22 protein-coding genes are annotated in these 24,846 nt (G+C 69.0%); 16 read left to right on the top strand and 6 right to left on the bottom strand.

Going from position 1 to position 24,846, the window contains the following annotated elements; genetic code table 11:
- Positions 1 to 90: 90 nt before the first annotated feature.
- From ABH927_RS30470 to ABH927_RS30455, 4 genes are read left to right on the top strand one after another with little or no spacing between them, the layout of a single operon-like run.
- Positions 91 to 1,350 carry a spermidine/putrescine ABC transporter substrate-binding protein gene (locus tag ABH927_RS30470; RefSeq protein WP_370027262.1) on the top strand — a complete coding sequence of 420 codons (1,260 nt, stop codon included), beginning with the start codon at positions 91 to 93 and terminating at the stop codon, positions 1,348 to 1,350.
- Positions 1,347 to 2,210: an ABC transporter permease gene (locus tag ABH927_RS30465; RefSeq protein WP_370027260.1), complete on the top strand. Its 864-nt coding sequence runs from the start codon at positions 1,347 to 1,349 to the stop codon at positions 2,208 to 2,210. Before ABH927_RS30470 ends, ABH927_RS30465 begins: the two co-directional genes overlap by 4 nt.
- Entirely contained in the window at positions 2,207 to 2,992 is a 786-nt protein-coding gene (locus ABH927_RS30460; RefSeq protein WP_370027258.1) for an ABC transporter permease, read from the top strand. The genes ABH927_RS30465 and ABH927_RS30460 overlap by 4 nt, the downstream gene beginning before the upstream one ends.
- Before the next feature lie 46 nt (positions 2,993 to 3,038).
- Positions 3,039 to 4,433, top strand: coding sequence for an NAD(P)/FAD-dependent oxidoreductase (locus tag ABH927_RS30455; RefSeq protein ID WP_370027256.1), 1,395 nt, complete (start codon positions 3,039 to 3,041; stop codon positions 4,431 to 4,433).
- Positions 4,434 to 4,714: 281 nt separating this feature from the next.
- Here the strand turns inward: ABH927_RS30455 and ABH927_RS30450 are convergent, their stop codons facing one another.
- The 4 genes from ABH927_RS30450 to ABH927_RS30435 all read right to left on the bottom strand — a co-directional run bounded on the left by ABH927_RS30450 (position 4,715) and on the right by ABH927_RS30435 (position 7,378).
- Positions 4,715 to 5,599: an aryldialkylphosphatase gene (locus tag ABH927_RS30450; RefSeq protein ID WP_370027254.1), complete on the bottom strand. Its 885-nt coding sequence runs from the start codon at positions 5,597 to 5,599 to the stop codon at positions 4,715 to 4,717.
- A gap of 143 nt (positions 5,600 to 5,742) precedes the next feature.
- Positions 5,743 to 6,393, bottom strand: coding sequence for a hypothetical protein (locus ABH927_RS30445; RefSeq protein WP_370027252.1), 651 nt, complete (start codon positions 6,391 to 6,393; stop codon positions 5,743 to 5,745).
- Positions 6,348 to 6,533 (bottom strand): hypothetical protein, encoded by a 186-nt coding sequence (locus ABH927_RS30440; protein ID WP_370027250.1) that lies wholly within the window; start codon positions 6,531 to 6,533, stop codon positions 6,348 to 6,350. Before ABH927_RS30440 ends, ABH927_RS30445 begins: the two co-directional genes overlap by 46 nt.
- A gap of 119 nt (positions 6,534 to 6,652) precedes the next feature.
- The gene (locus ABH927_RS30435) at positions 6,653 to 7,378 is read right to left on the bottom strand and encodes an SDR family oxidoreductase (RefSeq protein ID WP_370027248.1); all 726 of its coding nucleotides are present in this window, start codon (positions 7,376 to 7,378) and stop codon (positions 6,653 to 6,655) included.
- Positions 7,379 to 7,480: 102 nt separating this feature from the next.
- Between ABH927_RS30435 and ABH927_RS30430 the strand changes: the two genes are divergently transcribed.
- Positions 7,481 to 7,948, top strand: coding sequence for a nuclear transport factor 2 family protein (locus tag ABH927_RS30430; protein WP_370027246.1), 468 nt, complete (start codon positions 7,481 to 7,483; stop codon positions 7,946 to 7,948).
- Positions 7,949 to 7,986: 38 nt separating this feature from the next.
- Here the strand turns inward: ABH927_RS30430 and ABH927_RS30425 are convergent, their stop codons facing one another.
- Complete coding sequence (locus ABH927_RS30425; protein WP_370027244.1) at positions 7,987 to 8,637, bottom strand: VC0807 family protein; 651 nt, start codon at positions 8,635 to 8,637, stop codon at positions 7,987 to 7,989.
- Positions 8,638 to 8,882: 245 nt separating this feature from the next.
- Here ABH927_RS30425 and ABH927_RS30420 point away from each other — a divergent pair, with 245 nt between their 5' ends.
- A complete protein-coding gene (locus ABH927_RS30420; protein ID WP_370027243.1) occupies positions 8,883 to 9,728 on the top strand; it encodes an LLM class F420-dependent oxidoreductase in 846 nt (281 codons plus the stop codon).
- 9 nt (positions 9,729 to 9,737) lie between these two features.
- Here ABH927_RS30420 and leuE read toward each other — a convergent pair whose 3' ends face one another.
- Positions 9,738 to 10,427 carry a leucine efflux protein LeuE gene (gene leuE, locus ABH927_RS30415; protein ID WP_370027241.1) on the bottom strand — a complete coding sequence of 230 codons (690 nt, stop codon included), beginning with the start codon at positions 10,425 to 10,427 and terminating at the stop codon, positions 9,738 to 9,740.
- Positions 10,428 to 10,546: 119 nt separating this feature from the next.
- Between leuE and ABH927_RS30410 the strand changes: the two genes are divergently transcribed.
- From ABH927_RS30410 to ABH927_RS30365, 10 genes are all read left to right on the top strand, one after another.
- The gene (locus ABH927_RS30410; RefSeq protein ID WP_370027239.1) at positions 10,547 to 11,935 is read left to right on the top strand and encodes a selenium-binding protein SBP56-related protein; all 1,389 of its coding nucleotides are present in this window, start codon (positions 10,547 to 10,549) and stop codon (positions 11,933 to 11,935) included.
- On the top strand, positions 11,932 to 12,546 hold the full coding sequence (locus ABH927_RS30405) for a hypothetical protein (protein WP_370027237.1): 615 nt from the start codon (positions 11,932 to 11,934) through the stop codon (positions 12,544 to 12,546). Before ABH927_RS30410 ends, ABH927_RS30405 begins: the two co-directional genes overlap by 4 nt.
- Before the next feature lie 248 nt (positions 12,547 to 12,794).
- Complete coding sequence (locus tag ABH927_RS30400; RefSeq protein WP_370027236.1) at positions 12,795 to 13,385, top strand: hypothetical protein; 591 nt, start codon at positions 12,795 to 12,797, stop codon at positions 13,383 to 13,385.
- Complete coding sequence (locus ABH927_RS30395; RefSeq protein WP_370027234.1) at positions 13,340 to 14,026, top strand: hypothetical protein; 687 nt, start codon at positions 13,340 to 13,342, stop codon at positions 14,024 to 14,026. Before ABH927_RS30400 ends, ABH927_RS30395 begins: the two co-directional genes overlap by 46 nt.
- Positions 14,023 to 16,182, top strand: coding sequence for a peptidase domain-containing ABC transporter (locus ABH927_RS30390; RefSeq protein WP_370027232.1), 2,160 nt, complete (start codon positions 14,023 to 14,025; stop codon positions 16,180 to 16,182). The genes ABH927_RS30395 and ABH927_RS30390 overlap by 4 nt, the downstream gene beginning before the upstream one ends.
- Positions 16,183 to 16,489: 307 nt before the next feature.
- Complete coding sequence (locus ABH927_RS30385) at positions 16,490 to 18,586, top strand: cellulase family glycosylhydrolase (RefSeq protein ID WP_370027230.1); 2,097 nt, start codon at positions 16,490 to 16,492, stop codon at positions 18,584 to 18,586.
- Positions 18,587 to 18,876: 290 nt separating this feature from the next.
- Positions 18,877 to 19,998 (top strand): glycoside hydrolase family 18 protein, encoded by a 1,122-nt coding sequence (locus ABH927_RS30380; RefSeq protein WP_370027229.1) that lies wholly within the window; start codon positions 18,877 to 18,879, stop codon positions 19,996 to 19,998.
- Positions 19,999 to 20,251: 253 nt separating this feature from the next.
- Entirely contained in the window at positions 20,252 to 21,607 is a 1,356-nt protein-coding gene (locus tag ABH927_RS30375; protein ID WP_370027227.1) for a cellulose binding domain-containing protein, read from the top strand.
- A gap of 5 nt (positions 21,608 to 21,612) precedes the next feature.
- Entirely contained in the window at positions 21,613 to 23,220 is a 1,608-nt protein-coding gene (locus ABH927_RS30370; protein WP_370027225.1) for a chitinase, read from the top strand.
- A 7-nt stretch (positions 23,221 to 23,227) separates the two neighbouring features.
- A complete protein-coding gene (locus ABH927_RS30365) occupies positions 23,228 to 24,691 on the top strand; it encodes a carbohydrate-binding protein (RefSeq protein WP_370027223.1) in 1,464 nt (487 codons plus the stop codon).
- Positions 24,692 to 24,846: the final 155 nt, after the last annotated feature.

Below are 24,846 nucleotides of genomic sequence, written 5' to 3'. Positions count from 1 at the left end.
CTGAAGCGCGAACGCCCACAGCGCGAACCCTCCACAGCGGCAACCCCGTAGTGCGAACCCCACAGCACGACTTCCTGGAGCACGAACCTCATGACAGACTCCTTCAGGCAGGACTCCGCCTTCCTCCGTGGCCTGACCCAGGGCCGCGTCGGCCGCCGCGACGCCATGCGCCTGGCCGGGCTCTCCGCCGCCGGTCTGGCGCTCGCCGCCTGCGGTGTGCAGGGCAAGGGCGTGGCCAAGCCAAGCTCCTCGGCGCAGGCCCAGTCCGAGGTGGACAAGTACTGGTCGGGCAAGGTGAAGAACGGCCACGTCGACTTCGCCAACTGGCCCCTCTACATGGACCCCAAGCACCCCGAGCTCCAGCAGTTCACGCAGCAGACGGGGATCACGGTGACCTACAAGGAGGTCATCCAGGACAACGCGGGCTGGTTCGCCAAGATCCAGCCGCAGCTCGCCGCCGGGCAGACGATCGACTACGACCTGATGGTCGTCACCAACGGCATCCAGTTCACCCAGCTCGTCGAGCTCGGCTACCTGGTCCCCCTGGACCACTCCAAGCTCCCCAACTTCACGGCGAACGCCGGGGCCCGGTACAAGAACGAGTCGTACGACCCGGGCAACGTCTACAGCATCCCGTGGACCTCGGGGATGACCGGCATCGCGTACAACCCGAAGTACATCGACACCCCGCCCACCAGCTACTCCGCCCTGTGGGACCCGAAGTACAAGGGCAAGGTCGGGATGATGTCCGACTCCCAGGAGATCGGCAACTTCGCGATGTTCCTGCTCGGCGTCGACCCGGAGAAGTCGACCCCGGCCGACTGGGAGAAGGCGGCGGCGAAGCTCAAGGAGCAGCGCGACGCCGGAATTGTGCGGAAATATTACGATCAGTCGTACGTTGACCCGCTGAGCAAGGGCGACATCTGGATCTGCCAGGCGTGGTCCGGCGACATCTTCCAGAAGAACGTCTCCGACGGCACGGACCTCAAGTTCGTGATCCCCGAGGAGGGCGCCACCATCTGGACCGACAACATGATGATCCCGAAGACCGCGGCCAACCCCGTGGACGCGATCACGCTGATGAACTTCTTCTACGACACGCAGGTCGCCGCCCACCTCGCCGAGTACATCAACTACGTCACGCCGGTCCCGGGCGCGAAGGACGTCGTCCTCGCCGACGCGGCCAAGGCCACCGGCGACGACAAGAAGCTCCTCGAGTCGGTCGCCGGCAGCCCCCTGGTCTTCCCGACGGACGCCGATTACGCCAAGCTGCGCACCTACCGCTCTTTCAAGACCACGGCGGAGCAGAAGCAGTACGAGAACCTCTTCCAGTCCATCACCACGTCATGAGCAGACTGAGGACGGCGCTGACGCCGTACGCGCTGATCTTCCCGGGCGGGCTCTGGCTGGCGATCTTCTTCGTCATCCCGACCGTGGTCATGCTGTCGCTGTCCCTCCAGTCCGGCGACGTGGTGAACGGCTTCGCCTTCACCTTCAACTGGCACAGCTATGTGGACGGGTTGAGCAACTACCACGACCAGATCATCCGGTCGCTGGTGTACGGCCTGGCCGCGACGCTGATCCAGATCGTCATCGGGTTCCCCGTGGCGTACTGGATCGCGTTCAAGGGCGGCAGCCGCAAGTCGCTCTATCTGTTCCTGCTCCTGCTGCCGTTCCTCGTGTCGTTCGTGCTGCGGACGATCTCGTGGCAGTTCTTCCTGTCCGACAACGGGTTGCTCCTCGGCCCGCTGAAGAGCGCCGGGCTGGTGCCGCAGGACTTCCACATCCTGGCCACCGGCGTCGCGGTGATCGGCGGCCTGGCGTACAACTTCCTGCCCTTCATGGTGCTGCCGATGTACGTCGCGCTGGAGCGCATCGACCCCCGGGTCCTCGAAGCGGCCCAGGACCTGTACGCCAGCAAGACGCAGACGTTCCTGAGGGTCGTGCTGCCGCTGTCGCTGCCGGGTGTGTTCGCCGGGGTCCTCATGACGTTCGTCCCGGCGACGTCCGACTACGTGAACGCGTCGGTCCTGGGTGGCACGAGCAACACGATGATCGGCAACGTCATCCAGAACCAGTTCCTGGTCAACCAGGACTACCCGGTCGCGTCGGCCCTGTCGTTCACGCTGATGGCGCTGCTGCTCATCGGCATCTTCGTCTATGCCAAGGCGCTCGGGACCGAGGACGTGCTGGAGGTGGCCGCCCGATGAACCGGGGACTGCTCAAGGGGCGCGGGCTCCAGATCTACACCTGGCTCGTGATCGCATGGCTCGTCCTGCCGATCGCCGTCATGATCCTGTTCGGGTTCAACGACACCCACGGCCGGTTCAACACCACCTGGCAGGGCTTCACGCTCAAGTGGTACGGCAAGCTGTTCGAGATCGGCGACCTGACCGACGCCCTCGTCAACTCGATCGTCATCGCCGTGCTCACGATGGTGATCGCGGGAGTGCTGGGGTCGCTCATCGGCCTCGCGCTCGGCCGCTACCGCTTCCGCGGGGCCGGCGTGACCAACCTGATCATGTTCGCGGCGATCTCCTGCGCCGAGATCGTGATGGGCGCCTCGCTGCTCTCGCTGTTCGTCACGCTCGCCGTGCCGCTCGGGTTCTGGACGATCGTGATCTCGCACGTCATGTTCTCGATCTCGTTCGTCGCCGTCACGGTGCGGGCGCGGGTCATGACGCTGGACGCGTCGCTGGAAGAGGCGGCCCGCGACCTCGGCGCGGGCACCTGGGACACCTTCCGCCTGGTGACCCTGCCGATGATCTTCCCGGGTGTGATGGCCGGCTCGATGCTGGCGTTCGCGCTGTCGATCGACGACTTCGTGATCACCAACTTCAACTCCGGCGGCACGGTGACGTTCCCGCTGTGGATCTGGGGCGCCACCCGGGTGGGCATCCCGCCGCAGGTCAACGTCATGGGAACACTCATTTTCGCGGCCGGCGTGCTGATCGCCGTGGGCAACGCCCTCCTGGCACGCCGCCGCGCCTAGGTCGTATAGCCGTCTAGCTTGTACAGCTCGTGGGGAAGTGAAATGTGTGGATCCGCTGAGGGCGCTTGCTGACGCGGAGCGCAAGCCGTACTGGCTGGATCGCGCGATCGCGCCCAAGCCGCTGCCGCGGCTGACGGGCGAGGTCACCGCCGATCTGGCCGTCGTCGGAGGCGGGTTCTCCGGCCTGTGGACAGCGCTGATGGCCAAGGAGCGCGATCCCGCGCTCGACGTGGTCCTGCTGGAGGGCCGCGAGATCGGCTGGGCGGCGTCGGGACGCAACGGCGGCTTCTGCGCCGCCAGCCTCACCCACGGCCTGGGCAACGGCCTGGAACGCTGGCCGGAGGAGATGGCCGCGCTGGAGCGGCTCGGGCGGGAGAACCTCGACGAGATCGAGGCGTCCCTCGCCCGGCACGGCGTGGACTGCTCGTTCGAGCGGACCGGTGAGATGCATGTCGCGACGGGGGAGTGGCAACTTCGCGGGCTCGACGAGGAGGCGGCCGCCGCCTCCTCGCTCGGCCTGCGCGTGGACCGTCTCGACCGCGACCAGGTGCGGGCCGAGGTCGACTCGCCGACCTACCTGGGCGCCCTGTGGGACCGCGACGGCGCGGCCATGGTCGACCCCGCCCGGCTGGCGTGGGGCCTTCGGGACGCCTGCCTCCGGCTCGGGGTGCGGATCTTCGAGCACACCCCCGCCCGGTCGCTCAGGGACGGCGGCGGCCTCCTGGAGCTGGCCACGCCCCAGGGCACTGTCAAGGCCCGGCGGGTGGCCCTGGGCACGGGCGCCTTCTCCCCGCTGCTGCGCAGGCTGCGGCACTTCCTCGTGCCGGTCTACGACTACGCCCTGATGACCGAGTCCCTTCCGGAGGCTCGGCTGGCGGAGATCGGCTGGCGCAACCGGCAGGGCATCGGCGACTCGGCCAACCAGTTCCACTACTACCGGCTGACCGACGACAACCGGATCCTGTGGGGCGGCTACGACGCCGTCTACCACAACGGCGGCCTCGTCAAGCCCGAGTACGAGCAGAGGGACGAGACGTTCGTGACGCTCGCGCGGCACTTCTACGAGACGTTCCCCCAGCTCGGCGACGTGCGGTTCACCCACCGCTGGGGCGGGGTCATCGACACGTGCAGCCGGTTCAGCGCCTTCTTCGGCACGGCGTACGGCTCCCGCCTCGCCTACGCCGCCGGATACACCGGGCTCGGCGTGGGGGCCACCCGCTTCGGGGCGAACGTGATGCTCGACCTCCTCAACGGTGAGGACACCGAGCGCACCCGTCTCCGCATGGTCAGGCGCAAGCCGGTGCCGTTCCCGCCCGAACCGGTCAGGTCGGGCGTTATCCAGCTCACCCGCTGGTCGCTCTCCCGCGCCGACGCCCACCAGGGGCGCCGCAACGCCTGGCTCCGCACCCTCGACGCCCTCGGCCTCGGCTTCGACTCCTAGACTGGCCGCCCCCACCCCCCGGCGTGATCATGCATGGATTCCCACACGCGCCGTCCTACCTGGCACTTTGTGTTGTGTGATCATGCACATGTTCCGGCACGCACCGTCCTGCCTGGCGCTTTGTGCAGCGTGATCATGCATGACGAGGGCGCGCCCGATGGGCAGACACCGCATGATCACGAACAGTGTCGGTCCTGATCAGACCGCGTACGGCGGAATCCATGCATGATCACGATCCGGGGAACCCGACGTCCCCGAGCTTCCCGGGAAACCCTGCATGATCACGGCGAGGGTTGGCCGGCCAGCCAGCGGAGGGGGTTGTCGTGGGTGATCAGCCGCACGGTCTCCTCGTCGACTCCGGCCTCGTGGAGCGCGGGGACGAGATCGCGGAACAGCCGCCCGTACCCGTGCCCGCCGTACTCGGCGAGGTGTCCCTGCCGGGAGACGCCGCTGCTGAGCAGCACCTGATCGGCGTGGCCGGCGTCGAGCAGCGCGAGGACGTGCTCGGCGTTCGACACGCTCACATAGGCGCCGGTCTCCGCCACCTTGCGCTGGGCCGGAACGTCGGCCGTGCGCGCGCTCAGCCGCCTGGCGGGCACGCCCTGGGAGAGCAGTAGCTCCAGCAGCCCGAGACCCTCCGTGGACACGGGGAGGTCGGTCCGCAGGGAGGCGCGGGCCGCCGCGACGAGCGCGCGCTCCTCGGCCGCGGTGGGCGCCTCGTCCCAGGCGGTGGCCACGATCAGTCCCGGCCGCGATCCCGTGCCGTCGAGCCCGGCGCCGATCTCGTGGAGCAGGTCGGCGGTGAGGTCCTCGACGCCGTATTGCCGGATCAGCGCGCCGGAGAACGGCTCGGCGGCGAAACCCGTGGCGGCGACCACGGCGACCCGCCCGCCCATGGCGATGCGGGCGAGGGAGGCCGGGTCGCGCGCCATGCCGATGCCGCTGTGCTCGACCACCAGGCTCAGCCCGTCGCCGGTCGAGAGCCGCCTGAGCTCGTCGACGACGTACGTCTCCTCGTCGAGCCAGCGGTACGGGTCGGAATCCACGCCGATTCCCCAGCGGGTGTCGGTGCGCAGATGCTCATGGGGGAGCACCGGCCCGTCGATCTCGGCGACGGGAACGGCTCCCGTGACAGTCTGGATTCGGGGAAAATATGCGCCGGACATGCTCGGACATTAACCGATTTTTAACTGAACAAAGGCCTCTTCCCGCCATGAGCTGTGCGTGAACCTCCTTGAGGCGGCGGCTTCTCAGGCGGTCAACCGGCCAGCGGGGGCAATCGATCAGCGCGGTCAACCGGTCAGCGGGATCAACCGGTCAGCGGGGTGGTCCGGGCGAGGACGACGGTGCCGGCGCCGGCCAGCAGCGCCGCCGCGACGGCGGCGGCCGCGTTGGCCGGCAGCGGCTCGCCGAGGAGCAGGGCTCCACAGGCGACCGCCGTGACAGGGTCGGTCACCTGCAACGTGGCGTACGCCACGGCGAAGTGGCCGATGGCGTAGGCCCGCTGCAGCAGGGTCATGGCCGCCATCACCGGGAACGGGAGGACGGCCAGGAACCACAGGTGCTCACTGGGTCCTTCGACCAGGACGCGGGTGAGCGTGGCGCTCGTGCCGTACATCACGCCCGCGGCGACCGCGAGCAGTGCCGTACGGCCGGCGGCCCCGGAGCGCCGGGCCGCGGCGAAGCAGGCGAAGGCCGTGAGAGCGGCGACGGCGAGCAGCCCGAGGGCGCTCGCGCCGTCCAGGTCGGGGGTCCGCGTGGCGGGAGGAACGAGCAGCACGAGCCCCGCGAGGCCGACGCTCCCCGCCAACTCCTTGCGGGCGGGCCTGCGGCCGTGCAGCGCGGCGGCGATCGGCAGGGCGAACATGAGGCTCGCCACCCCCATCGGCTGCACCACGATCAGCGGGCCGGCGCTCAGTGCGTAGATGTGCAGCAGGCCCCCGACGGCGACCGCGCCCACCCCGGCCAGCCAGCGGGCCTGCGCAGCAGCGCGCGCATGCTGGGCCCCGCGGCGCCCGACGCCTCGTGCTGCTGGAACGCCGCCCCGAGGGCGAAGAACAAAGAACCCAGGAGTGCCACGCCGGCCGCGAGCACAGTCATGCGCCCTCCCTTCAGCTGAATGAAGACACGGCGTTGTTGCCGGAATGCCTCATAACGGCGTCCAGGGGTAAAACGCGGGACTAATGCCCACCGCCACCTTGGTGGCGGGAGGAAACAGCTCAGGTCATGGTCTTGCCGCCGTTGACGGCCAGCCGCTGGCCGGTGACGAAACGGGCGCCGGGGGAGGCGAGGAAGGCCACGGCCTCGGCTACGTCGAGCGGCACGCCCATGTGCCCGAGCGCCACGCCGCGCAGGTAGCCGTCGAACTCTGCGGCAGGAATGCCCGCGTGGCGTTCTACGGGGATCCAGCCCGGCTCGACCGTGTTCACGGTGATCCCGTACGGTCCCAGCTCGCGGGCCCACGACCGGGTCAGCCCATGCATGGCGGCCTTGGCGGCCACGTAGTGGCTGTACTCCGGATTGCCGAGGTCGGTGACCTCGCTGCCCACGTTGACGATCCGGCCCGATCCGGCGTCTCGCATTCCGGGCAGTACGGCCTGCAGGATGAGCAGCGGAGCCTTGACGAAGAATCGCAACTGGCCGAGGTGGTCCTCCCAGGTCTGCTTCTCGACCGGCATCAGCGCGTGCGGGCCGGTGGCGTTGTTCACCACCACGTCGATGTGCCCGATGGCGGCGACGCCCTGCCGTACGGACTCCTCGTCCGTGACGTCGAACCGGGCCAGGGCCGCGGAGTGGCCGCGGGCCAGGACACGTTCGACGACGGCGGACGCGCCCGCGGTGTAGTGGGCGTAGTTGACCGCGACGTGCCAGCCGTCCGCGGCGAGCCGCTCGGCGATGACGGCGCCCAGACCTCGTGAGGCGCCGGTGACCAGTGCTGTTCTCATGGCCGTTCCTCCTATCAGGGGCTCCTCCTGTCACGCGACTTGAGGGCGGGGAAGCGGCCTGCCTCGTGCGGAGGTCGCCCGCCGTGGTGCATAGTGATCGGCATGGATGAGATCGCCGCACTTGTGGATCGGGCCGAGATCGTGGACGTCGCCAACGCCGTCTTCGACACGGCGGACGCGAAGAACTGGCCCGTCTGCCAGGAGTTGTTCGACGACGAGGTGAACGTCGCCTTCCCCAACCTGAACGGCGGCGAGCCCGCCCGGGTGACCGCCGCGCAGCTCATGGACAGATGGGAGACGGTGCTCCACGCCAGGAAGCAGAGCTTCCACATGGTCGGCAACTACGCCGTCAACGTCGACGGCGCCGAGGCTGGGATGACCGCCAAGGCATACGCCTACATGCTGCTCGACGCCGATCTGGGCGGCGGCATGTGGGAGGTGTGGGGCGTCTACCGGTTCCGGCTCGCGCGGCAGGCGGAGGGCTGGAAGGTGACCGCGATGACGTTCGACGCCTGGCACTCCCGTGGCGATGACGCCGTGCCGGCGCACACGCTTCCCGCCGGCGAATGAGCGTGACCGGCGGATAGACGGGACCGGGCGCGGAGCGGTCAGCGGGTGAGCGCGGGCGTCACACGGGTCTCGGTGTGGAGCCGCTGGAGGACCCGGCGGAAGGCCCATGCCGAGCCGACGAAGGCGAGGCTGCTGATGACCGCTACAGCCGTCGTCCGGATCAGCAGGTAGGTCCCGATCGACTCGTGGAGCAGCAGCCAGATGCTCACCGTGGAGTTGGCCAGCAGGACGAACGCCCACAGCAGGGTGATCCGCGCGAAGAACCTGCGGACCCGCTCATGCTTGAGCACGGACGACGGCAGGTGGATGTAGTCGAGCGTCAGCTTCTGGACCAGGGGGCGGCGCATCCGCACCGACGCGAGGAAGACCATGCTGATGCAGATCGTGCCGAGCTCGGGCTGGATGAAGTAGACGACGGCGCTGCCGCTCCACAGCCCGAGGACGGCGCGCGCGGTGATCGCGATGGCGGCGAGGACCATGGTGCCCGGCACCGGGCGGCGGCGGACGAGCCGCCACAGCAGCCCGGAGTACACCCACGCCACCGCCGCGATCAGCGCGCCGTTCAGGCCCAGCAGGGCGAGGGCCGCGTAGAAGACGGCGAGGGGAGCCACCACACCTTCGAGGAGCCGCGGCACCGCCTGCTTGATCAACGCGGTGAGCCGGGGCAGGGCGAGAGGTGCGTGGTTCATGACACTCCAACGGGCCGGCTGAAGGACCGACCCTAAAGCTACGACGCCTACCCAGGCGTGGGTCGCCGAAAACACTTGGGCAGGCCTTTACCGGTGGCCTACCGTACCCGACCCTCAGCGCTTTATGGGGACCTTTCCGGCACCTCTCCGCCCCTCGCCCATTCCCGTACGGCATGGCCGCCGCTTTACGGTCCGCGGGCGGGTGTCGCTTCGGACTCAGCCATCACTCCGGTTACTTTGATCCCATGGACTCTGGTTTTGGCTACTTCGCAACGCACGACGCCGTCAGTCCTGAGGATCTCGCCCGGCTGGTGGAGCAGCGAGGGCACGAGGGCCTGCTGTTCACCGAGCACACCCACATCCCGATCCCGCCGGGCGGCGAGGTGCTGAAGGACGATCGGGGCCGTGTGCTGCCGCGCAGATACTGGCACACCTATGACCCGTTCGTGGCCTGCACCGCGGCGGGCCTCGCCACGACGCGGCTGCGCGTCGGGACCGGCGTCTGCCTGGTCCCCCAGCACGAGCCGATCAGTCTCGCGAAGACCGTGGCCAGCATCGACAGGCTCACGGGCGGGCGGTTCGACTTCGGCGTGGGAGCGGGCTGGAACGAGCCGGAGACCCGCAATCACGGGGTGGACCCGCGGCGGCGCTTCGCCGTGATGAAGGAGCACATCGAGGCGATGAAGCGGATCTGGACCGACGACGAGGCCGAATACCACGGCGAGTTCGTGTCGTTCGATCCGATGTGGTCGTACCCGAAGCCGGCCCAGTGGCCGCACCCGCCGGTGCTGGTCGGCGGCATGGGGCCGCGCGTGCTGGAGCGGGTGCTGGCCTACGGCGACGCGTGGCTGCCGAACTACTCCCCGGGCATCCTCGATCGGGTCGCCGAGTTGTTCCGGCTCGCCGAGGAGGTGGGCAGGCGGGTCAAGGTGATGATGCTGTCGGCGCCGTCGGATCCCCGGGTTCTGGAGGAGTGCGAGAAGGCCGGGGTGGCCCGCGTCATGGCGTGGCTGCCGTCGGCCAATCTGGGCCGCGTCGAGCGCGCGATGGACGAATTCGAAAACGCCCTCGCCGAGATGCGCGGGGAGTGACCCCGCTTTTCAGTTGAGGGTGGCGGTCGCGAGCTTGGCCCCGAAGCCGAGGAACAGCGCGCCCACGCCCGAGGTCAGGCCCGCCGCCAGCTTGCGGCGGCGCCGGAAGTGGTTCGCCAGGAAGGTGCCGCCGAAGATCAGCGTGGTCAGGTAGGCCACGCTGAACACCTGCACGATCAGCGCCAGGATGAGGAACGACAGCGCGGGCGCGCCGTACGACGGGTCCACGAACTGGACGAAGAACGCCACGAAGAACAGGATCGCCTTCGGGTTGAGCAGGCTGATGGCCAGCGCCTTCCGGAAGGGGCGCTCCTGCTCGTACGGCGCGGCCGGCTGAGCTGCGGCCGCCTGAGCCGTGTCCGCCTTTGGCGCGTCCGCCTGGGCGGCGGCCGGAGCCCGCCACGACCTCCACGCCGAGCGGAGCATGGTGAAGCCGATCCACGCCAGGTAGGCCGCGCCGGAGTACTTCACCAGGGAGAACAGCAGCGGCGTGGACTTGAGCAGCGACGCCACCCCGGCCGCCGAAAGGAACATGAGCACGGAGTCGCCGACGAAGACCCCGGACGCGGCGCGGTAGCCGTACCGGACGCCTCGCCGGGCGGCGCTGGACAGCACGTAGAGGGAGTTCGGCCCGGGCAGCAGGATGATCAGGAACGATCCGACGACGTAGGTCCAGATATTGGTGATCCCAAAGAACATCCTTGCTCCCCTAAAGAACGATATCTCTTGTTATAGCGGTTTACTGACCGTGGTCACAGCACGCTAGAGCGTCAGTATGCCTATTGACCCGATGGGAAAAGTAGGAAGATCCTGGGCGTATGACGCTCTGGAAACCGGATCCCACGTTCTATCCTTCTCCTCGCGACGCCGCCGCGGCCCCGCCGGAGAAGCTGGCATATGTCGCCGCCTTCGACCGCTCCGCGCAGAAGCCGGACGCGCTGGCCGTGCTGGACACCGATCCCGAGTCCTCTTCCTATGGGAAGGTCGTCGGCTGGACGGACCTTCCGTACACCGGGGACGAGCTGCACCACTTCGGCTGGAACGCGTGCAGCAGCGCCCTGTGCCCCTACGCGCCGCACCCGCACGTCGAGCGGCGATACCTGATCGTCCCCGGCCTGCGGTCCTCCCGGATCTACGTGTACGACACCAAGGACCGGGTCAGCCCCGAGCTCGTCAAGGTCATCGAGGCCGAGGAGCTGGGCAAGCGCGCCGGATACTCGCGGCCGCACACCGTCCACTGCGGACCCGAGGGGCTGTACGTCTCGGCGCTCGGCGGGTACGGCGAGGAGGGGCCGGGCGGCATCGCCCTGCTCGACCACACGTCGTTCGAGGTGCTCGGCCGGTGGGAGGTCGACAGGGGTTCGCAGTACCTCGCCTACGACTTCTGGTGGCACATCAACCACGACGTGCTCGTCACCTCCGAGTGGGGCACGCCGTCGATGATCGAGGACGGCGTGGTCGGCGAGTTGCTGCTCGGCCGCAAGTACGGCCACCGGCTGCACTTCTGGAACCTCCGCAAGCGCAAGCACGTCCAGGAGGTGGACCTCGGCGACCAGTACCAGATGACGCTGGAGCTCCGGCCCGCCCACGACCCGACCAAGAAGTACGGCTTCGTCGGCGTCGTCACCAGCGTCGAGGACCTGTCCGCCTCCGTCTGGGTCTGGTACGAGGAGGGCTCCCGCTGGGCCGTGAAGAAGGTCATCGACATCCCGGCCGAGCCGGCCTCGCCCGACGACCTGCCCGACGTGCTCAAGCCGTTCGGCGCCGTCCCGCCGCTCGTCACCGACATCGACCTGTCCGTCGACGACAGGTACCTCTACGTGTCGTGCTGGGGGACCGGCGAGCTCAAGCAGTACGACGTGTCCGACCCCTTCGCGCCCGTGGAGACCGGTTCGATCCACCTCGGCGGGATCGTACGGCGGGCCGCCCATCCCGCCGCGCCCGCGGAGCGGCTGGCGGGCGGGCCGCAGATGGTCGAGGTCAGCCGCGACGGCAAGCGGGTCTACGTGACCAACTCGCTCTACGGCTCCTGGGACGACCAGTTCTACCCTGATGGGGTGGGCGCCTGGATGGCCAAGGTGGACACCGCGTCGTTCACCCTCGACGAGCGGTTCTTCCCGCACGGCGACGACTTCCGCGGCCTGCGCCCGCACCAGACCCGGCTGCAGGGCGGAGACGCGTCCTCCGACTCCTACTGCTACCCGTGACCCTTACCGCGGTCATCTTGCTCGGAGCCTTTCACGGGCTCAACCCCGCGATGGGCTGGCTCTTCGCCGTCGCCCGGGGACTGCAGGAGCGCAGCCGCGACCTGCTGCTGCAGTCTCTCCCGGTCATCGCGCTGGGCCATCTCGGATCGGTGGCGCTGGTGGTTCTCGCCGTCAGCGCCACCGGCTCCCTGGTCACCGGCTCGGCGCTCGGGATCGGCTCCGGCGTCCTGCTCGTCGGGTTCGGCCTGTGGCACCTGCTCGCCAGGCGGCACTTCCGCTGGGTCGGCATGCGGCTGTCGCTCCCGCAGCTCGCCGCCTGGTCGTTCCTCATGTCGTCCGTCCACGGCGCCGGCCTCATGCTGCTGCCCGTGCTGACGCGCATCCCCCAGAGCGGCCACCAGAGCGGCCACCACGACCACGGCCTGTCCGGCGGCATGTTCGTCGCCGGGATCCACACGCTGTCCATGTTCGTCGTGGCGACGGTGATCGCGCTCGTCGTCTACGAGTTCGCCGGCCTGGTGATCCTCAGGAAGGCCTGGTTCAACCTCGACCGGATGTGGGCCTTCGCCCTGGTCGGAGCGGGCGTTTTCACCCTGGTCGCGGCCTGGTGACAAGACGATCAAGTCATCGGCAAGCCAGACGGAAGTGAGCTCCAAGACCGGTCAGGCAGGGTTCCCTCGTAAGCGAGACCCATGGAAGAGGGGGAACTCACATGGACTGCCGGCTGTTCCCGGCGCGGCACTCCGTCATGGACTTCGCGCAGCGGAGATCAATCCCTCAGGTCAGTACCTCTGGATCGAGACACTGACCGGCCTCCCGATCAGCGCCGCCGTCTGCGACTTCCTCCTTGGACGATGACATGCTCACTCAGGCGACAGCCGTACTCCAAGAGATCGCGGAGCTCGACCCCGGTGAGGCGCGAGAGCGCCTGCGGGGGCTCCGCGAGGCCTATCCCGATCACCGGTTCAGGCTGGTCTGGCAGCGCGAGGCCCACGACGCCTCCCTCCACTACGACCTGCTGATCACTCGACCGGATCGCTCGACGCTCTCGCTGTCCCACTGCCCGGACAGGGGGTTGCCCTGCGCGAGGGTCGTACGGCTCGACTTCCCCGACGAGGCGACGGCACGGACGGCGGCGAACGCTCACCGCCACGCGGAGGTCGGCTTCTATGAGCTCGCCGAGCGCGAGGGAGTGGAAGCCGCGTTCACCGAGGTACGGCGGGCCGACGCGCCGGCCGAGATCTTCGACGCGCGGCCGGGAACGGTGGCCGGCCCCTTCGGCGTGACCCTGTTCAAGGTGATCGAGGTGAAGGCGGCGACGCTCGACGAGGAGACGAGAAAGGCCGTCCAGAAGACGCTCTTCGACGAATGGATCGAGGAACGGCGCTCCGCCTCCAAGGTCGAGTGGTTCTGGGGAAGCGCGAGCCGTACGGCAAGGCCGTCACCATGAGCGGGCAGGTCTTCCGGACGGCCGCGCTGCGGCGGCGGGCCGCCGCGGGTCTGCCCGCCGAGGAGTTGTGGGTGACGCCACGGCGGCGCTTCGCCGTGATCTGGGCGGTCGTCCTCCTGCTCGTCCTGAGCTTCGCGGGGCTGGCCCTCATCCGGATTCCCCGTCATGTCAGCGGGCCCGCGACGGTCAAGACGGCCGCCGCGCTCGCGGCGGCCCAGGAGGTGAGGGGCGCTCCGGGCGCGCCTGCGAGTGGCTTGAGCCTGGTCGCCATCCTGCCCCCGAGCGCTGACCCGGTCGTCGCGGGGTCGCGGGCCCTGCTCACCCTGCCGAACCGGCCCGCGGCCGTGGACTGCGCCGTCGTCACGGCGGCCCCGAAGGCGGCGGCCCGGAGGACGGCGGGCCCGAGGACGGCGGGCTCCGGCGGGGAGAGGTGGGAGATGACGCTGGCCTGCCCCGGCGACCCGGATGCCCCGGGCAGCCCGGACGCGGCGCGTGGCGCGGGCAGGCTGGCCGGCCGTGTCGTCGATGAGGTCGTCGATGAGGTCGTCGGCGAGGTCGTCGGCGAGGTCGTCGGCGAGGTCACCGTCGAGCGCGGCACCGACACCGTCGGCGCTGTGCTGCTGGGTGGAGGTTCGAGATGAGCCGCCGGGTGCCCGTACGGCTGCAGAGCAGCCTCGCCGAGTGCGGGGCGGCCTGCCTGGCCATGGTGCTGGGGTTCCACGGCCGGCACGCGACCGTCCGTGAGGTGAGCGACCACGCCGGAGTGGGCAGGGACGGCCTGTCCGCCCTGGCCATCCTTCAGGTGGCGCGAGAGCACGGCCTGGAGGCGAGGGCGTTCTCCACGGAGCCCGGACGGCTCGGCGAGATCCCGCTGCCCGCCGTGGTGCACTGGGAGTTCAACCACTTTCTCGTCGTCGAGCGTTGGACCTCCAGGCGTGTCGACGTCGTGGACCCCGCCCAGGGGCGGCGCAGGCTCACGCCGGAGGAGTTCGACGAGGGTTTCACGGGCGTCGTGCTGGCCTTCTCACCTGGTGACGGCTTCGCGAAGGCGGGCTCGCGGCGCAGGCCGTGGCTGAGGGAGTTCGTCCGTGCCATGCTGCTGACCCGCCGGGGGTTGCTCGTCCAGACCCTGGTCGTCTCGCTGATCCTGCAACTGGCCGGCCTGGTCGTGCCGGCGTTCTCGCAGATCCTGGTGGACGACGTGCTCCGGGTCCATGCCGACCGGCTGCTCGCGGTGCTCGGCGCTGGGCTCGGCATCGTCGCCCTGGCCCAGCTCGTGCTTCTCTATCTGCGGTCGATCACGCTCGTCTCGCTCCGCACGCGGGTGGACGCCGAGCTGAACGACCGGGTCGTGCGGCACCTGTTCGCCCTGCCGTACCGCTATTTCATTCACCGGGGCACCGGTGACCTGGTTCAGAGAGCGGGCAGCATCGGCGCGTTACGGCAGATGCTGACCGGGCAGGTCACCTCGGCGCTGCTGGACGGGCCGCTGGCGCTCGGCTACATCGTCCTGGTGCTGGTCAGGGACCCGATCTTCGGGGCCTGCCTGATGGGGGTCGCCGCCGCGCAGGTCGCCTTGCTGCTCGCCGCCCGCAGGAACATCAGCGATCTCACGCAGCGCGGGCTGAGCGCGCAGGCGGCCACGCAGGGGCAGCTGATCGAGGCGATCAGCGGGATCGAGACGCTCAAGGCCTCCGGCTCGGAGAAGGGAGCGGTGGATCGCTGGGGGAAGCTGTTCACGGCTCAGCTCAACGCCGACGCCCGTACGGCTGTCGCGTTCGGGACGATCGAAGCCGTGCTCGCCTGCTTCCGGTTTCTCGCCCCGGCCGGGCTGCTCTGGGTCGGCGCGTGGCGCGTGCTCGACGGCCGGCTCAGCCTGGGCGCGATGCTGGCGCTGGGCGGCGTCGCCATCGCCGCGCTCACCCCGCTCGGGTCCCTGCTCACCAGCCTGCAGGTCCTGCAGCAGGCGGCGGCGCACGTGGAACGGCTGGCCGACATCATGGAGTCGGCTCCCGAGCCGCGGGGCGCGAGGGTGGTCACCCGGCTCAGCGGCCGGATCGCCCTGCGCGGGGTGTCGTTCCGCTACGACCCCCGGGCGCCGTGGACTTTGCGCGACGTGTCGATCGGGGTCGCGCCCGGCCAGAAGATCGCCCTGGTCGGCCGGTCGGGTTCGGGCAAGAGCACGCTCGCGCGCGTGATGCTGGGCCTGCTCGATCCCACCGAGGGCTCGGTCAGCTACGACGGCCTGCCGTTCACCGAGCTGGAGCGCGGCTCTCTCCGGCGGCATTTCGGCGTGGTCACCCAGGACCCGTCGCTGTTCTCCGGGACGATCAGGGAGAACATCAGCCTCGGCAACCCGGGCGCGCCCCTCGACGACGTGATCGAAGCCGCCCGGATGGCCTGCGTCCACGACGACATCGAACGCATGCCGCTCAACTACGAGACCCGGCTCTCGGAGGGCTCCGGCCTCTCCGGCGGGCAGCGCCAGCGCATCGCCCTGGCCCGCGCGCTGCTCGCCAGGCCGCGGATCCTGCTCCTCGACGAGGCCACGAGCAACCTGGACACGGCGACCGAGGCCGGCATCGAGGCGAACCTCGCCGGGCTCTCGCAGACTCGCGTGGTGATCGCCCACCGTCTCAGCACGGTCAGGGACGCGGACCAGATCTTCGTGCTCGACCAGGGCGAGGTCGTCGAGCGCGGCACCCATGAGCAGCTTCTCGCCCTCGGCGGCCACTACGCCGATCTCGTCGCCCACCAGTCGAGCGACTATCTGTCCGGCGCCCACCAGGGCCTTTGAGCTGCGGCAAGCCAGAGCCTTCGCGCTGCGGCGAGCCAGGGCGGCCTTCGCGCTGCGGCGAGCCAGGGCCTTCGCGCTGCGGCGAGCCAGGGCGGCCTTCGCGCTGCGGCGAGCCAGGGCCTTCGCGCTGCGGCGGGGTGGCCCGGAACATCGGGCCGCCGGCGGCTCCGCACGGCGGCGGCGAGCCCGCTCGGTTCGCAGATCACACTCAGGGAATCTTCAGCATTCTCCAAGAATTGGGCCTTGCCGAGTCGGCACACTCCCCGTAAGTGTTAGTAAACCTTACTAACGATTGGAAGGAGTGATCATGCGACGACGCTCCCCGGCCCTTGTCCTGGCCGGGTTGGTCTCGGTCGTCCTGGCGCTCATCGTGCCGGACGGCGCGAGCGCCGCGACCCGTTACGAGGCGGAATCGGCGACGATCTCGCAAGGTGTGGTGGAGTCCAACCACCTCGGCTTCAGCGGCACCGGCTTCGTGAACGGCGACAACGTCACCGGCAGCTACGTGGAGTGGACGGTCACCGCGCCTTCGGCGGGCACCGCGACCATCTCCCTGGTGTACGCCAACGGCACGACGATCAACCGGCCCATGGACATCAGCGTCAACGGCACGGTGGTGTCGGCGGCCCGCGCCTTCAACGGGACGGGTAACTGGGACACCTGGGCGACCAGCACGCTCACCGCTCCCGTGAACGCCGGAACCAACAAGATCAGGGCCACCGCCACCACCGTGAACGGCGGACCCAACCTCGACTACGTCGACCTCGACGTGACGACCACCGCGCCGTCCACGGAAGTCCAGGCGGAGGACGCGACGATCTCCCAGGGTGTGGTGGCGAACAACCATCTCGGCTTCACCGGGACGGGCTTCGTCGACTACACCAACGTGACCGGGAGCTACGTCGAGTTCAACCTCACCGTGCCCGCTCCGGGAGCGAACTCGCTGATCTTCCGCTTCGCCAACGGTACGACGGTCAACCGGCCCCTGGACATCAGCGTCAACGGCACGGTCGTGGCGGCGAACGTGGCCTTCAACGGGACCGGGAACTGGGACACCTGGCAGGAAGCCACGATCAACACCCCGCTCAACGCCGGGCTCAACACCGTGCGGGCCACCGCCACCACCGCCAACGGCGGGCCGAACCTCGACCGGCTCCGCGTCGCGGGCGGCGGCGAGCCGGGCGAGCCGCCGACCGTTCCGGGCAACCCCCGGGTGACCGGCACCACCTCCAGCAGCATCAGCCTGGCCTGGGACGCCTCGACCGACAACGTGGGCGTCGTCGGCTACCGCGTCTACGAGGGAACCACGGTCGTGGCCAGCCCGACCGGCACCACCGTGACGATCAGCGGGCTCGCGCCGTCGACCACGCACACGTACACGATCAGCGCCCTGGACACGCAGGGCAACGAATCGGCCAAGAGCGCCCCGGTGACGGGCACCACCACGGGCGGCACCACCGGCGGCACCCCCGTGGCGATCAACGGGCAGCTCCACGTCTGCGGCGTTCACCTGTGCAACCAGTACAACCAGCCCATCCAGCTGCGGGGCATGAGCACCCACGGTCTCCAGTGGTACTACCAGTGCCTGAACACCGGCTCGCTCAACGCCCTGGCCACCGACTGGAACGCCGACATCATCCGGATCTCCATGTACATCCAGGAGGGCGGTTACGAGACCAACCCGAGGATGTTCACCGACCGGGTGCACAACCTCATCGAGCAGGCCACGGCACGCGGCATGTACGCGATCGTCGACTGGCACATGCTCACCCCCGGCGACCCCAACTACAACCTCAGCAGGGCCAAGACGTTCTTCACCGAGATCGCCCAGCGGCACAACAACAAGGTCAACCTGCTCTACGAGATCGCGAACGAGCCGAGCGGCGTGTCCTGGTCGACCATCAAGAGCTACGCCAACAACCTCATCCCGGTGATCCGTGCGAACGACCCGGACACCCCGATCCTCATCGGCACCCGGGCCTGGTCGTCGCTCGGCGTGTCGGACGGCGCCAGCGAGACCGAGGTGATCAACAGCCCGGTCAACTTCCCCAACATCATGTACACCTTCCACTTCTACGCGGCCTCGCACGGCACGGAGTACCTCAACGCCCTGTCCCGCGCGGCCGATCGGATCCCGATGTTCGTGACCGAGTTCGGCACGCAGACCGCCTCGGGCGACGGCTCGAACAACTTCACCAGGTCGCAGCAGTACATCGACCTGATGGCCCAGAAGAAGATCAGCTGGACCAACTGGAACTACTCCGACGACGAGCGCTCCGGAGCCGTCTTCAAGGAAGGGACCTGCAACGCCAACGGTCCCTGGACGGGGACCGGCTCGCTGAAGCCCGCCGGGGTGTGGGTGCGCGACCGCGTCCGCACGCCCGACAACTTCCCGACCGGTTGAGCAAGCCCATTTCGAAGCACGTTTCCGAGCAAATCTCGGGAGTGCGTTTCGGAGGAGATGAGCTCGGGTAGGCAGAGGGCCTGAGCTTTCGGCACGCGTCCCGCCGGTGTGTCATAGATCACATCGGCGGGATGGACCGTGCCTTCCAGCGGGATGAGCTGCCCATAAGGGCCTCTTAAGGTTGCGCACCTTGTTGGCGGGGGACGGCCGGGAATACGCTCCCGGGAATTAATTGCCCCCGCCACAGGCGTCTCGTCACCAGACGCCCCCTGATAATCCCGGAGCCCCCCATGGGACCGATCATGCGCGGCGCCTTCGCCGTACTGGTCCTGGCCACCGTCCTGTCCACGCTGTTCGTCACCTGGTACGCCCCCGCCCAGGCGACGGAGACCCCCGCGCCCGAGGTACGGCAGGCGCTGGTCATGGCCCGCGCCACCCAAGAGCCGACGCCCAGCCCCGAGGTGACTTCCAGTTCCGAGATGACATCCGGCTCTGAAGCGTTCGTCCTCGACCCCGGCCCCGAGCCGGAGCCGGAGCCTGTCGTGACCGTCACTGTGACGATCACCCCATCGCCCTCTCCCTCCGTGCCGCCCTCGCAGCGGCCGGGCAAGGTGCGGGTCGGCTACCTGGCGCAGCGTGGCCCCTTCGGCGGCACGTCCACGGTCAAGACGCTCGACACCAGCGGAGAGATCGCCTGGCTCACCCATGTGAACTACGCCTTCGCCAACATCGACCCCGACACGCTCACCTGCGCGAGCGGGGTGACGAGGCCGCCCTCCAGCGATCCCGGCGACCCCGACCAGGGTGACGGCGCGGGCGACGCGTGGGCCGACTACCAGAGGGGCTTCACGGCGGCGGAGTCGGTCGACGGCGTGCCGGACGCCCCGGACGCGGCGCTCGCCGGCAACTTCAACCAGCTCAAGAAGCTCAAGGCCCGGCATCCCGGCCTCAAGACCCTGATCTCGATCGGCGGCTGGACGTACTCGAAGTACTTCTCCGACGTGGCCAGGACGGCAGCGAGCAGGCAGAAGTTCGTGAAGTCGTGCGTCGACACCTATATCAGGGGTGACCTCCCCGTGGCCGGCGGCCGAGGCGGCCCGGGAAGCGCCAGAGGCGTCTTCGACGGCATCGACATCGACTGGGAGTGGCCGGGCGCGCAGGGACACGTCGGCAACCACGTCACCGGTGAGGACAAGGACAACCTGACCGCGCTGCTGGCCGAGTTCCGCGCGCAGCTCGACGCCCTCGGCCGGGCGATGGGCAGGCGCTACCTGCTCACCGCGTACCTCCCGGACGATCCGGAGAAGATCCATGCGGGCTGGGACCTGGACCGGATCTACGACTCCCTGGATTTCAGCAGTATTAAGGGCCGCGGCGCCCACGCTGTCGGAGGCGGCTCCGTGCTGCTCTGACTCGGCTCGTCAGAATCCCCTTCGATTTAGGCCTTGTGGCCCGTTCCGCGCGGGGCTACGATCCCAACAACTCTTAGGAAACTTTACTAAAAGAAACTCCAGCGAGCCGAAACACCGACTAGAAGCCGCGTCCCGTCACCAGACGCCCCAAGTGCCGTACGGCTGACGCCGTTCGTCCGGCCGCCTCCGTGAGGCGTCAGCCGTACGGGTTCCATGACCTCCCTCCATCCCACCCCCCAAAAGAGGTTGTGACATGCAGATCAGGTATGTCTGGCGCGCACTGGTCGCGGTGGCCGCGCTCGGGCTCGCGCTCGTCGCGCTGCCGGCACAGGCCGCGACGGCGAAGGCCGTCTTCTCGAAGGACTCCGACTGGACCTCCGGCTACCAGGGCAGATACACGGTCACCAACACCGGCACGTCCTCGATCTCCAGTTGGATCGTGGAGTTCGACCTGCCGTCGGGATCGTCGGTCGGCGCCTACTGGGACGCCCTGATGACCAAGTCCGGTGACCACTACACCTTCAAGAACCGCGAGTACAACGGCACCCTGGCGCCCAGCGCCTCGGCCGCCTTCGGATGGGTGAACACCGGGGCGGGCGTCCCCGCCAACTGCAAGCTCAACGGCGGCTCCTGCGGCGGCACCACGACGACTCCGTCACCGTCCCCCACGCCGACGAACTCACCGTCACCGTCACCGTCGCCGTCTCCCACGACCACCACGCCGCCGCAGCCGGGCAACCTCCGGAGCGCGCCGTACGTCGACATGGGCTCGTGGCCGACCCCCAGCCTGAGCGCGATGGCCTCGGCCTCCGGGTTGAAGAACTTCACGATGGCCTTCATCACCGCGTCGGGCTGCAAGGCCATGTGGTTCAACGCGTACGACCCGCGGCAGCAGTGGGCCAAGGACCAGATCGACGCGATCCGGGCCGGCGGCGGTGACGTGAAGATCTCCTTCGGCGGCGCGAGCGGCATCGAGCTCGCCCAGGCGTGCACCGACGTGACGGCGCTCTACAACGAGTACAACGCCGTGGTCAACGCGTACGGCCTGAACTACATCGACCTCGACATCGAGGGAGGGGCGTCCGCCGAGCCGGCGTCGATCGCCCGCAGGTCGCAGGCGCTCGCCAAGCTCCAGCAGGCCCACCCCAGCCTGAAGATCTCACTGACCCTGCCGGTCCTGCCGAACGGCCTCACCGCCGACGGGCTCAACGTCGTGAAGTCCGCTCGCGACGCCGGGGTCAAGCTCGACGCCGTCAACGTCATGGCCATGGACTACTACCAGTCCGTCGACTACGGAGACGCGGCGGTCCAGGCGGCCAACAGCACCTTCTCCCAGGTCAAGTCCCTGTACCCGAGCCTGACCGACGCGCAGGCCTGGCGGATGGTCGGCGTCACCCCGATGATCGGCCAGAACGACGACGGCCGGATCTACAACCAGGCCGACGCCCGTCAGCTCGTCACCTTCGCCAAGGGCAAGCACCTCGGGTTGCTCGCCTTCTGGGAGGTGACCCGCGACCGCAACGCCTGCAACGGCGCGCTCTACATGTGCACCAACATCGCGCAGTCGCCGTACGAGTTCTCCAAGATCTTCGCTTCGTACACGGGGTGACTCTCATGAAGAAGCTCATCACAGCCGGGGCGGTCGCGTCCCTTGCCTTCGCGGGGTTCCTCACCGGCACGGCCCAGGCCGCGAACATCGTGGCCAACCCGGGATTCGAGTCCGGGCTGTCCGGGTGGACCTGCGCGGCGGGCGCCGCGGCCGTCTCCAGCCCGGTCCACGGCGGCACCAAGGCGCTGACCGCCACGCCGGCCGGGAGCGACTACGCCCGCTGCCAGCAGACGATCAGCGTCAAGCCGTCCACGGCGTACACCCTGTCCGCCTGGGTCCAGGGCAACTACGTCTTCCTCGGCGCCACCGGCACAGGCACCACAGACGTCCAGACGTGGGCCACCCCCGGCGCGGTCTGGAAGCAGCTCACCACGTCGTTCACCACCGGCTCCTCGACGACCAGCGTGACGGTCTACGTCAACGGCTGGTACGGCCAGGGCGCCTACTACGCGGACGACGTCGTACTGGACGGCCCCGGCGGCACCACCCCGTCGCCGACCCCGACCCCCACACCGACTCCGACTCCCACCCCGACACCCACCCCCACTCCCACGCCGACCCCGACGCCTACTCCGACGCCTACTCCGACACCGCCGCCGCCCGGCAAGCGGGCGCTGGTGGGGTACCTGCACGCGTCGTTCGCCAACGGGTCCGGATATGTCCGGATGGCTGATGTCTCGAACGACTGGGACTTCATCGACCTCGCCTTCGGCGAGCCGACCTCGGTCACGTCCGGCGACATCCGGTTCAACCGCTGTCCCGTGGCCGAGTGCCCGAACGTCGAGAGCGACGCCGACTTCATCGCGGCCATCCGCGCGAAGCAGGCGGCCGGCAAGAAGGTCCTCATCTCGATCGGCGGCCAGAACGGCCAGGTCCAGCTCACCACGACCACCGCGCGGGACAAGTTCGTCCAGTCGGTCGGCGCGATCATCGACAAGTACGGCCTGGACGGCCTCGACATCGACTTCGAGGGCCACTCCCTGTCGCTCAACACCGGCGACAGGGACTTCCGTAACCCGACCACTCCGGTGATCGTGAACCTGATCTCCGCGATCAGGTCGCTCAAGGCCAAGTACGGCTCGAAGTTCGTCCTGACCATGGCGCCGGAGACGTTCTTCGTCCAGCTCGGCTACCAGTTCTACGGGCCGGGCCCGAACGGCTCGGCCGACGCGCGCTCCGGCGCGTACCTGCCGGTCATTCACGCTCTGCGTAACGACCTGACCCTGCTGCACGTCCAGGACTACAACTCCGGACCGATCATGGGCCTGGACAACCAGTACCACACCATGGGCGTGGCCGATTTCCACGTCGCCATGACCGACATGCTGCTCACCGGCTTCCCAGTGGCCGGTGGGGCGACCTTCCCCGCTCTCCGCCCCGACCAGGTGGCGATCGGCCTACCGGCCGCGCCCTACGCCGGGAACGGCTTCACCACAGTCGCCGACGTCCAGAAGGCGTTCGGCTGCCTGGCGAAGGGGACCAACTGCGGCTCCTACCACCCGCACGGCGTCTTCTCGGGCCTACGAGGCCTGATGACGTGGTCCATCAACTGGGACAAGTACAACGGCTTCGAGTTCTCCCGCAGCCACCGCACCTATCTCAACTCCCTGTGAGGACCCCATGAGATTGAACCGGACGGCCGTCGTCGCACTGGCCTCCCTGACCCTGGCCGTCGGCGGCTTCGTCGCCGGGACGACCGGCGCCTCGGCGTCGGCCACCCCCAACCAGCTCGTCATGCTGGCCTACCCGGCCTGGCAGGCCTGGACCCCCTACGCCATCGGCGCGCGCGTGACGTACAACGGCGTGGACTACGAGTGCATCCAGGCCCACACCTCACAGCCCGGCTGGGAGCCGTCGAACGTCCCGGCCCTTTGGAAGCCCGTCAGCGGCGGTGGCAACCCGACGCCGACCCCCACCCCGACGCCGACGGCGGGAGCGCCGGGCAAGCCGGGCACCCCGACGGTCACCAGCACCACGAACTCCTCGATCTCGCTCTCCTGGTCCGCGTCGAGCGGCACGGTCACCGGCTACCGCGTCTACGAAGGCACGAGCGTCAAGGCGACCGTCACCGGGACCAGCGCCACGATCTCCGGCCTCGGCACCTGTGAGACCCACACCTACACCGTCAAGGCGTACAACTCGAAGGGCGAGTCCGTCGCGAGCGGCTCGGTGACGGGCAGCACCACGGGCTGCACCGGCGGCGGTGGCGGCAAGCTCCCTGGCGCGCCGTACCTCTACGAGGGCTGGGGCAGCCCGCCGAGCCCGACCTCGGTCATGAGCGCCACCGGCATCAAGGCGTTCACCATGGCGTTCATGCTCTCTGGCGGCGGCTGCAACCCGGCGTGGGACGGCTCCCGCCCGCTGTCCGGCAGCGCTGACGCGAGCGCGATCTCCCAGATCAAGGGTGCCGGCGGTAACGTCCAGATCTCCTTCGGCGGCTGGCAGGGCAACAAGCTCGGCCCGAACTGCTCGTCGTCGTCCGCTTTCGCCTCGGCCGTCCAGCAGGTCATCAACGCCTACCACCCGGCCGCGGTGGACTTCGACATCGAGAACTCCGACGAGTTCGAGAACGAGGCCGTGCAGGACCGCATTCTCGGCGGCCTGAAGATCGTAAAGCAGAACAACCCGAGCACCAAGGTGGTCGTGACCTTCGGCACCAGCACCACGGGCCCGAACTACTACGGCACCCGCCTGATCAACCAGTCGAAGGCGCTCGGCGTCAACATCGACAACTACACGATCATGCCGTTCGACTTCGGCGGCGGCTCGAACATGTACCAGAGCACGGTCAACGCCTCCGAGGGACTGAAGAACGCCCTCAAGGCGGCATGGGGCTGGTCCGACGCCACCGCGTACGCCCACATGGGCATCTCGGGCATGAACGGCCTGTCCGACCAGCAGGAAACGACGTCCGTCGCGACCTGGACCCAGATCCGTGACTACGCCAAGTCGAAGGGTCTCGGCCGGCTCGCCTTCTGGTCCGTCAACCGCGACCGCGGCTGCCCCGGCGGCGGCGTGGTGTCGGACTGCAGCGGCATCTCCCAGAACACCTGGGACTTCACGAGGATCACTGCCGGTTTCTGATAGCTGAACCGGCCAGTCCATGAACCCGGCGGGGGGGGGGGGGGGGGGGGCCCCCCCCCCGCCCGGCGGGCGCGCCGGGGCGGGGGGGGGGGGGGGGGCGGCCACCATGGGACGCGACCAACGAGCCGGGGGGGTGGGGGAGAAACCCAAAAACA

Source organism: Planotetraspora sp. GP83 (assembly GCF_041262585.1).
In the GTDB taxonomy this organism is placed as follows: domain Bacteria; phylum Actinomycetota; class Actinomycetes; order Streptosporangiales; family Streptosporangiaceae; genus JAOEGB01.
This window is presented reverse-complemented; position numbering and strand designations above follow the sequence as displayed.

What these genes read in the sequence shown, in the direction of transcription:
- ABH927_RS30470 (WP_370027262.1), top strand. Translation starts at nt 91, where the DNA reads ATGACAGACTCCTTCAGGCAGGACTCCGCCTTCCTCCGTGGCCTGACC.
- ABH927_RS30465 (WP_370027260.1), top strand. Translation starts at nt 1,347, where the DNA reads ATGAGCAGACTGAGGACGGCGCTGACGCCGTACGCGCTGATCTTCCCG.
- ABH927_RS30460 (WP_370027258.1), top strand. Translation starts at nt 2,207, where the DNA reads ATGAACCGGGGACTGCTCAAGGGGCGCGGGCTCCAGATCTACACCTGG.
- ABH927_RS30450 (WP_370027254.1), bottom strand. Translation starts at nt 5,599, where the DNA reads ATGTCCGGCGCATATTTTCCCCGAATCCAGACTGTCACGGGAGCCGTT.
- ABH927_RS30440 (WP_370027250.1), bottom strand. Translation starts at nt 6,533, where the DNA reads ATGACTGTGCTCGCGGCCGGCGTGGCACTCCTGGGTTCTTTGTTCTTC.
- ABH927_RS30435 (WP_370027248.1), bottom strand. Translation starts at nt 7,378, where the DNA reads ATGAGAACAGCACTGGTCACCGGCGCCTCACGAGGTCTGGGCGCCGTC.
- ABH927_RS30430 (WP_370027246.1), top strand. Translation starts at nt 7,481, where the DNA reads ATGGATGAGATCGCCGCACTTGTGGATCGGGCCGAGATCGTGGACGTC.
- ABH927_RS30425 (WP_370027244.1), bottom strand. Translation starts at nt 8,637, where the DNA reads ATGAACCACGCACCTCTCGCCCTGCCCCGGCTCACCGCGTTGATCAAG.
- ABH927_RS30420 (WP_370027243.1), top strand. Translation starts at nt 8,883, where the DNA reads ATGGACTCTGGTTTTGGCTACTTCGCAACGCACGACGCCGTCAGTCCT.
- leuE (WP_370027241.1), bottom strand. Translation starts at nt 10,427, where the DNA reads ATGTTCTTTGGGATCACCAATATCTGGACCTACGTCGTCGGATCGTTC.
- ABH927_RS30410 (WP_370027239.1), top strand. Translation starts at nt 10,547, where the DNA reads ATGACGCTCTGGAAACCGGATCCCACGTTCTATCCTTCTCCTCGCGAC.
- ABH927_RS30400 (WP_370027236.1), top strand. Translation starts at nt 12,795, where the DNA reads ATGCTCACTCAGGCGACAGCCGTACTCCAAGAGATCGCGGAGCTCGAC.
- ABH927_RS30390 (WP_370027232.1), top strand. Translation starts at nt 14,023, where the DNA reads ATGAGCCGCCGGGTGCCCGTACGGCTGCAGAGCAGCCTCGCCGAGTGC.
- ABH927_RS30385 (WP_370027230.1), top strand. Translation starts at nt 16,490, where the DNA reads ATGCGACGACGCTCCCCGGCCCTTGTCCTGGCCGGGTTGGTCTCGGTC.
- ABH927_RS30380 (WP_370027229.1), top strand. Translation starts at nt 18,877, where the DNA reads ATGGGACCGATCATGCGCGGCGCCTTCGCCGTACTGGTCCTGGCCACC.
- ABH927_RS30375 (WP_370027227.1), top strand. Translation starts at nt 20,252, where the DNA reads ATGCAGATCAGGTATGTCTGGCGCGCACTGGTCGCGGTGGCCGCGCTC.
- ABH927_RS30370 (WP_370027225.1), top strand. Translation starts at nt 21,613, where the DNA reads ATGAAGAAGCTCATCACAGCCGGGGCGGTCGCGTCCCTTGCCTTCGCG.
- ABH927_RS30365 (WP_370027223.1), top strand. Translation starts at nt 23,228, where the DNA reads ATGAGATTGAACCGGACGGCCGTCGTCGCACTGGCCTCCCTGACCCTG.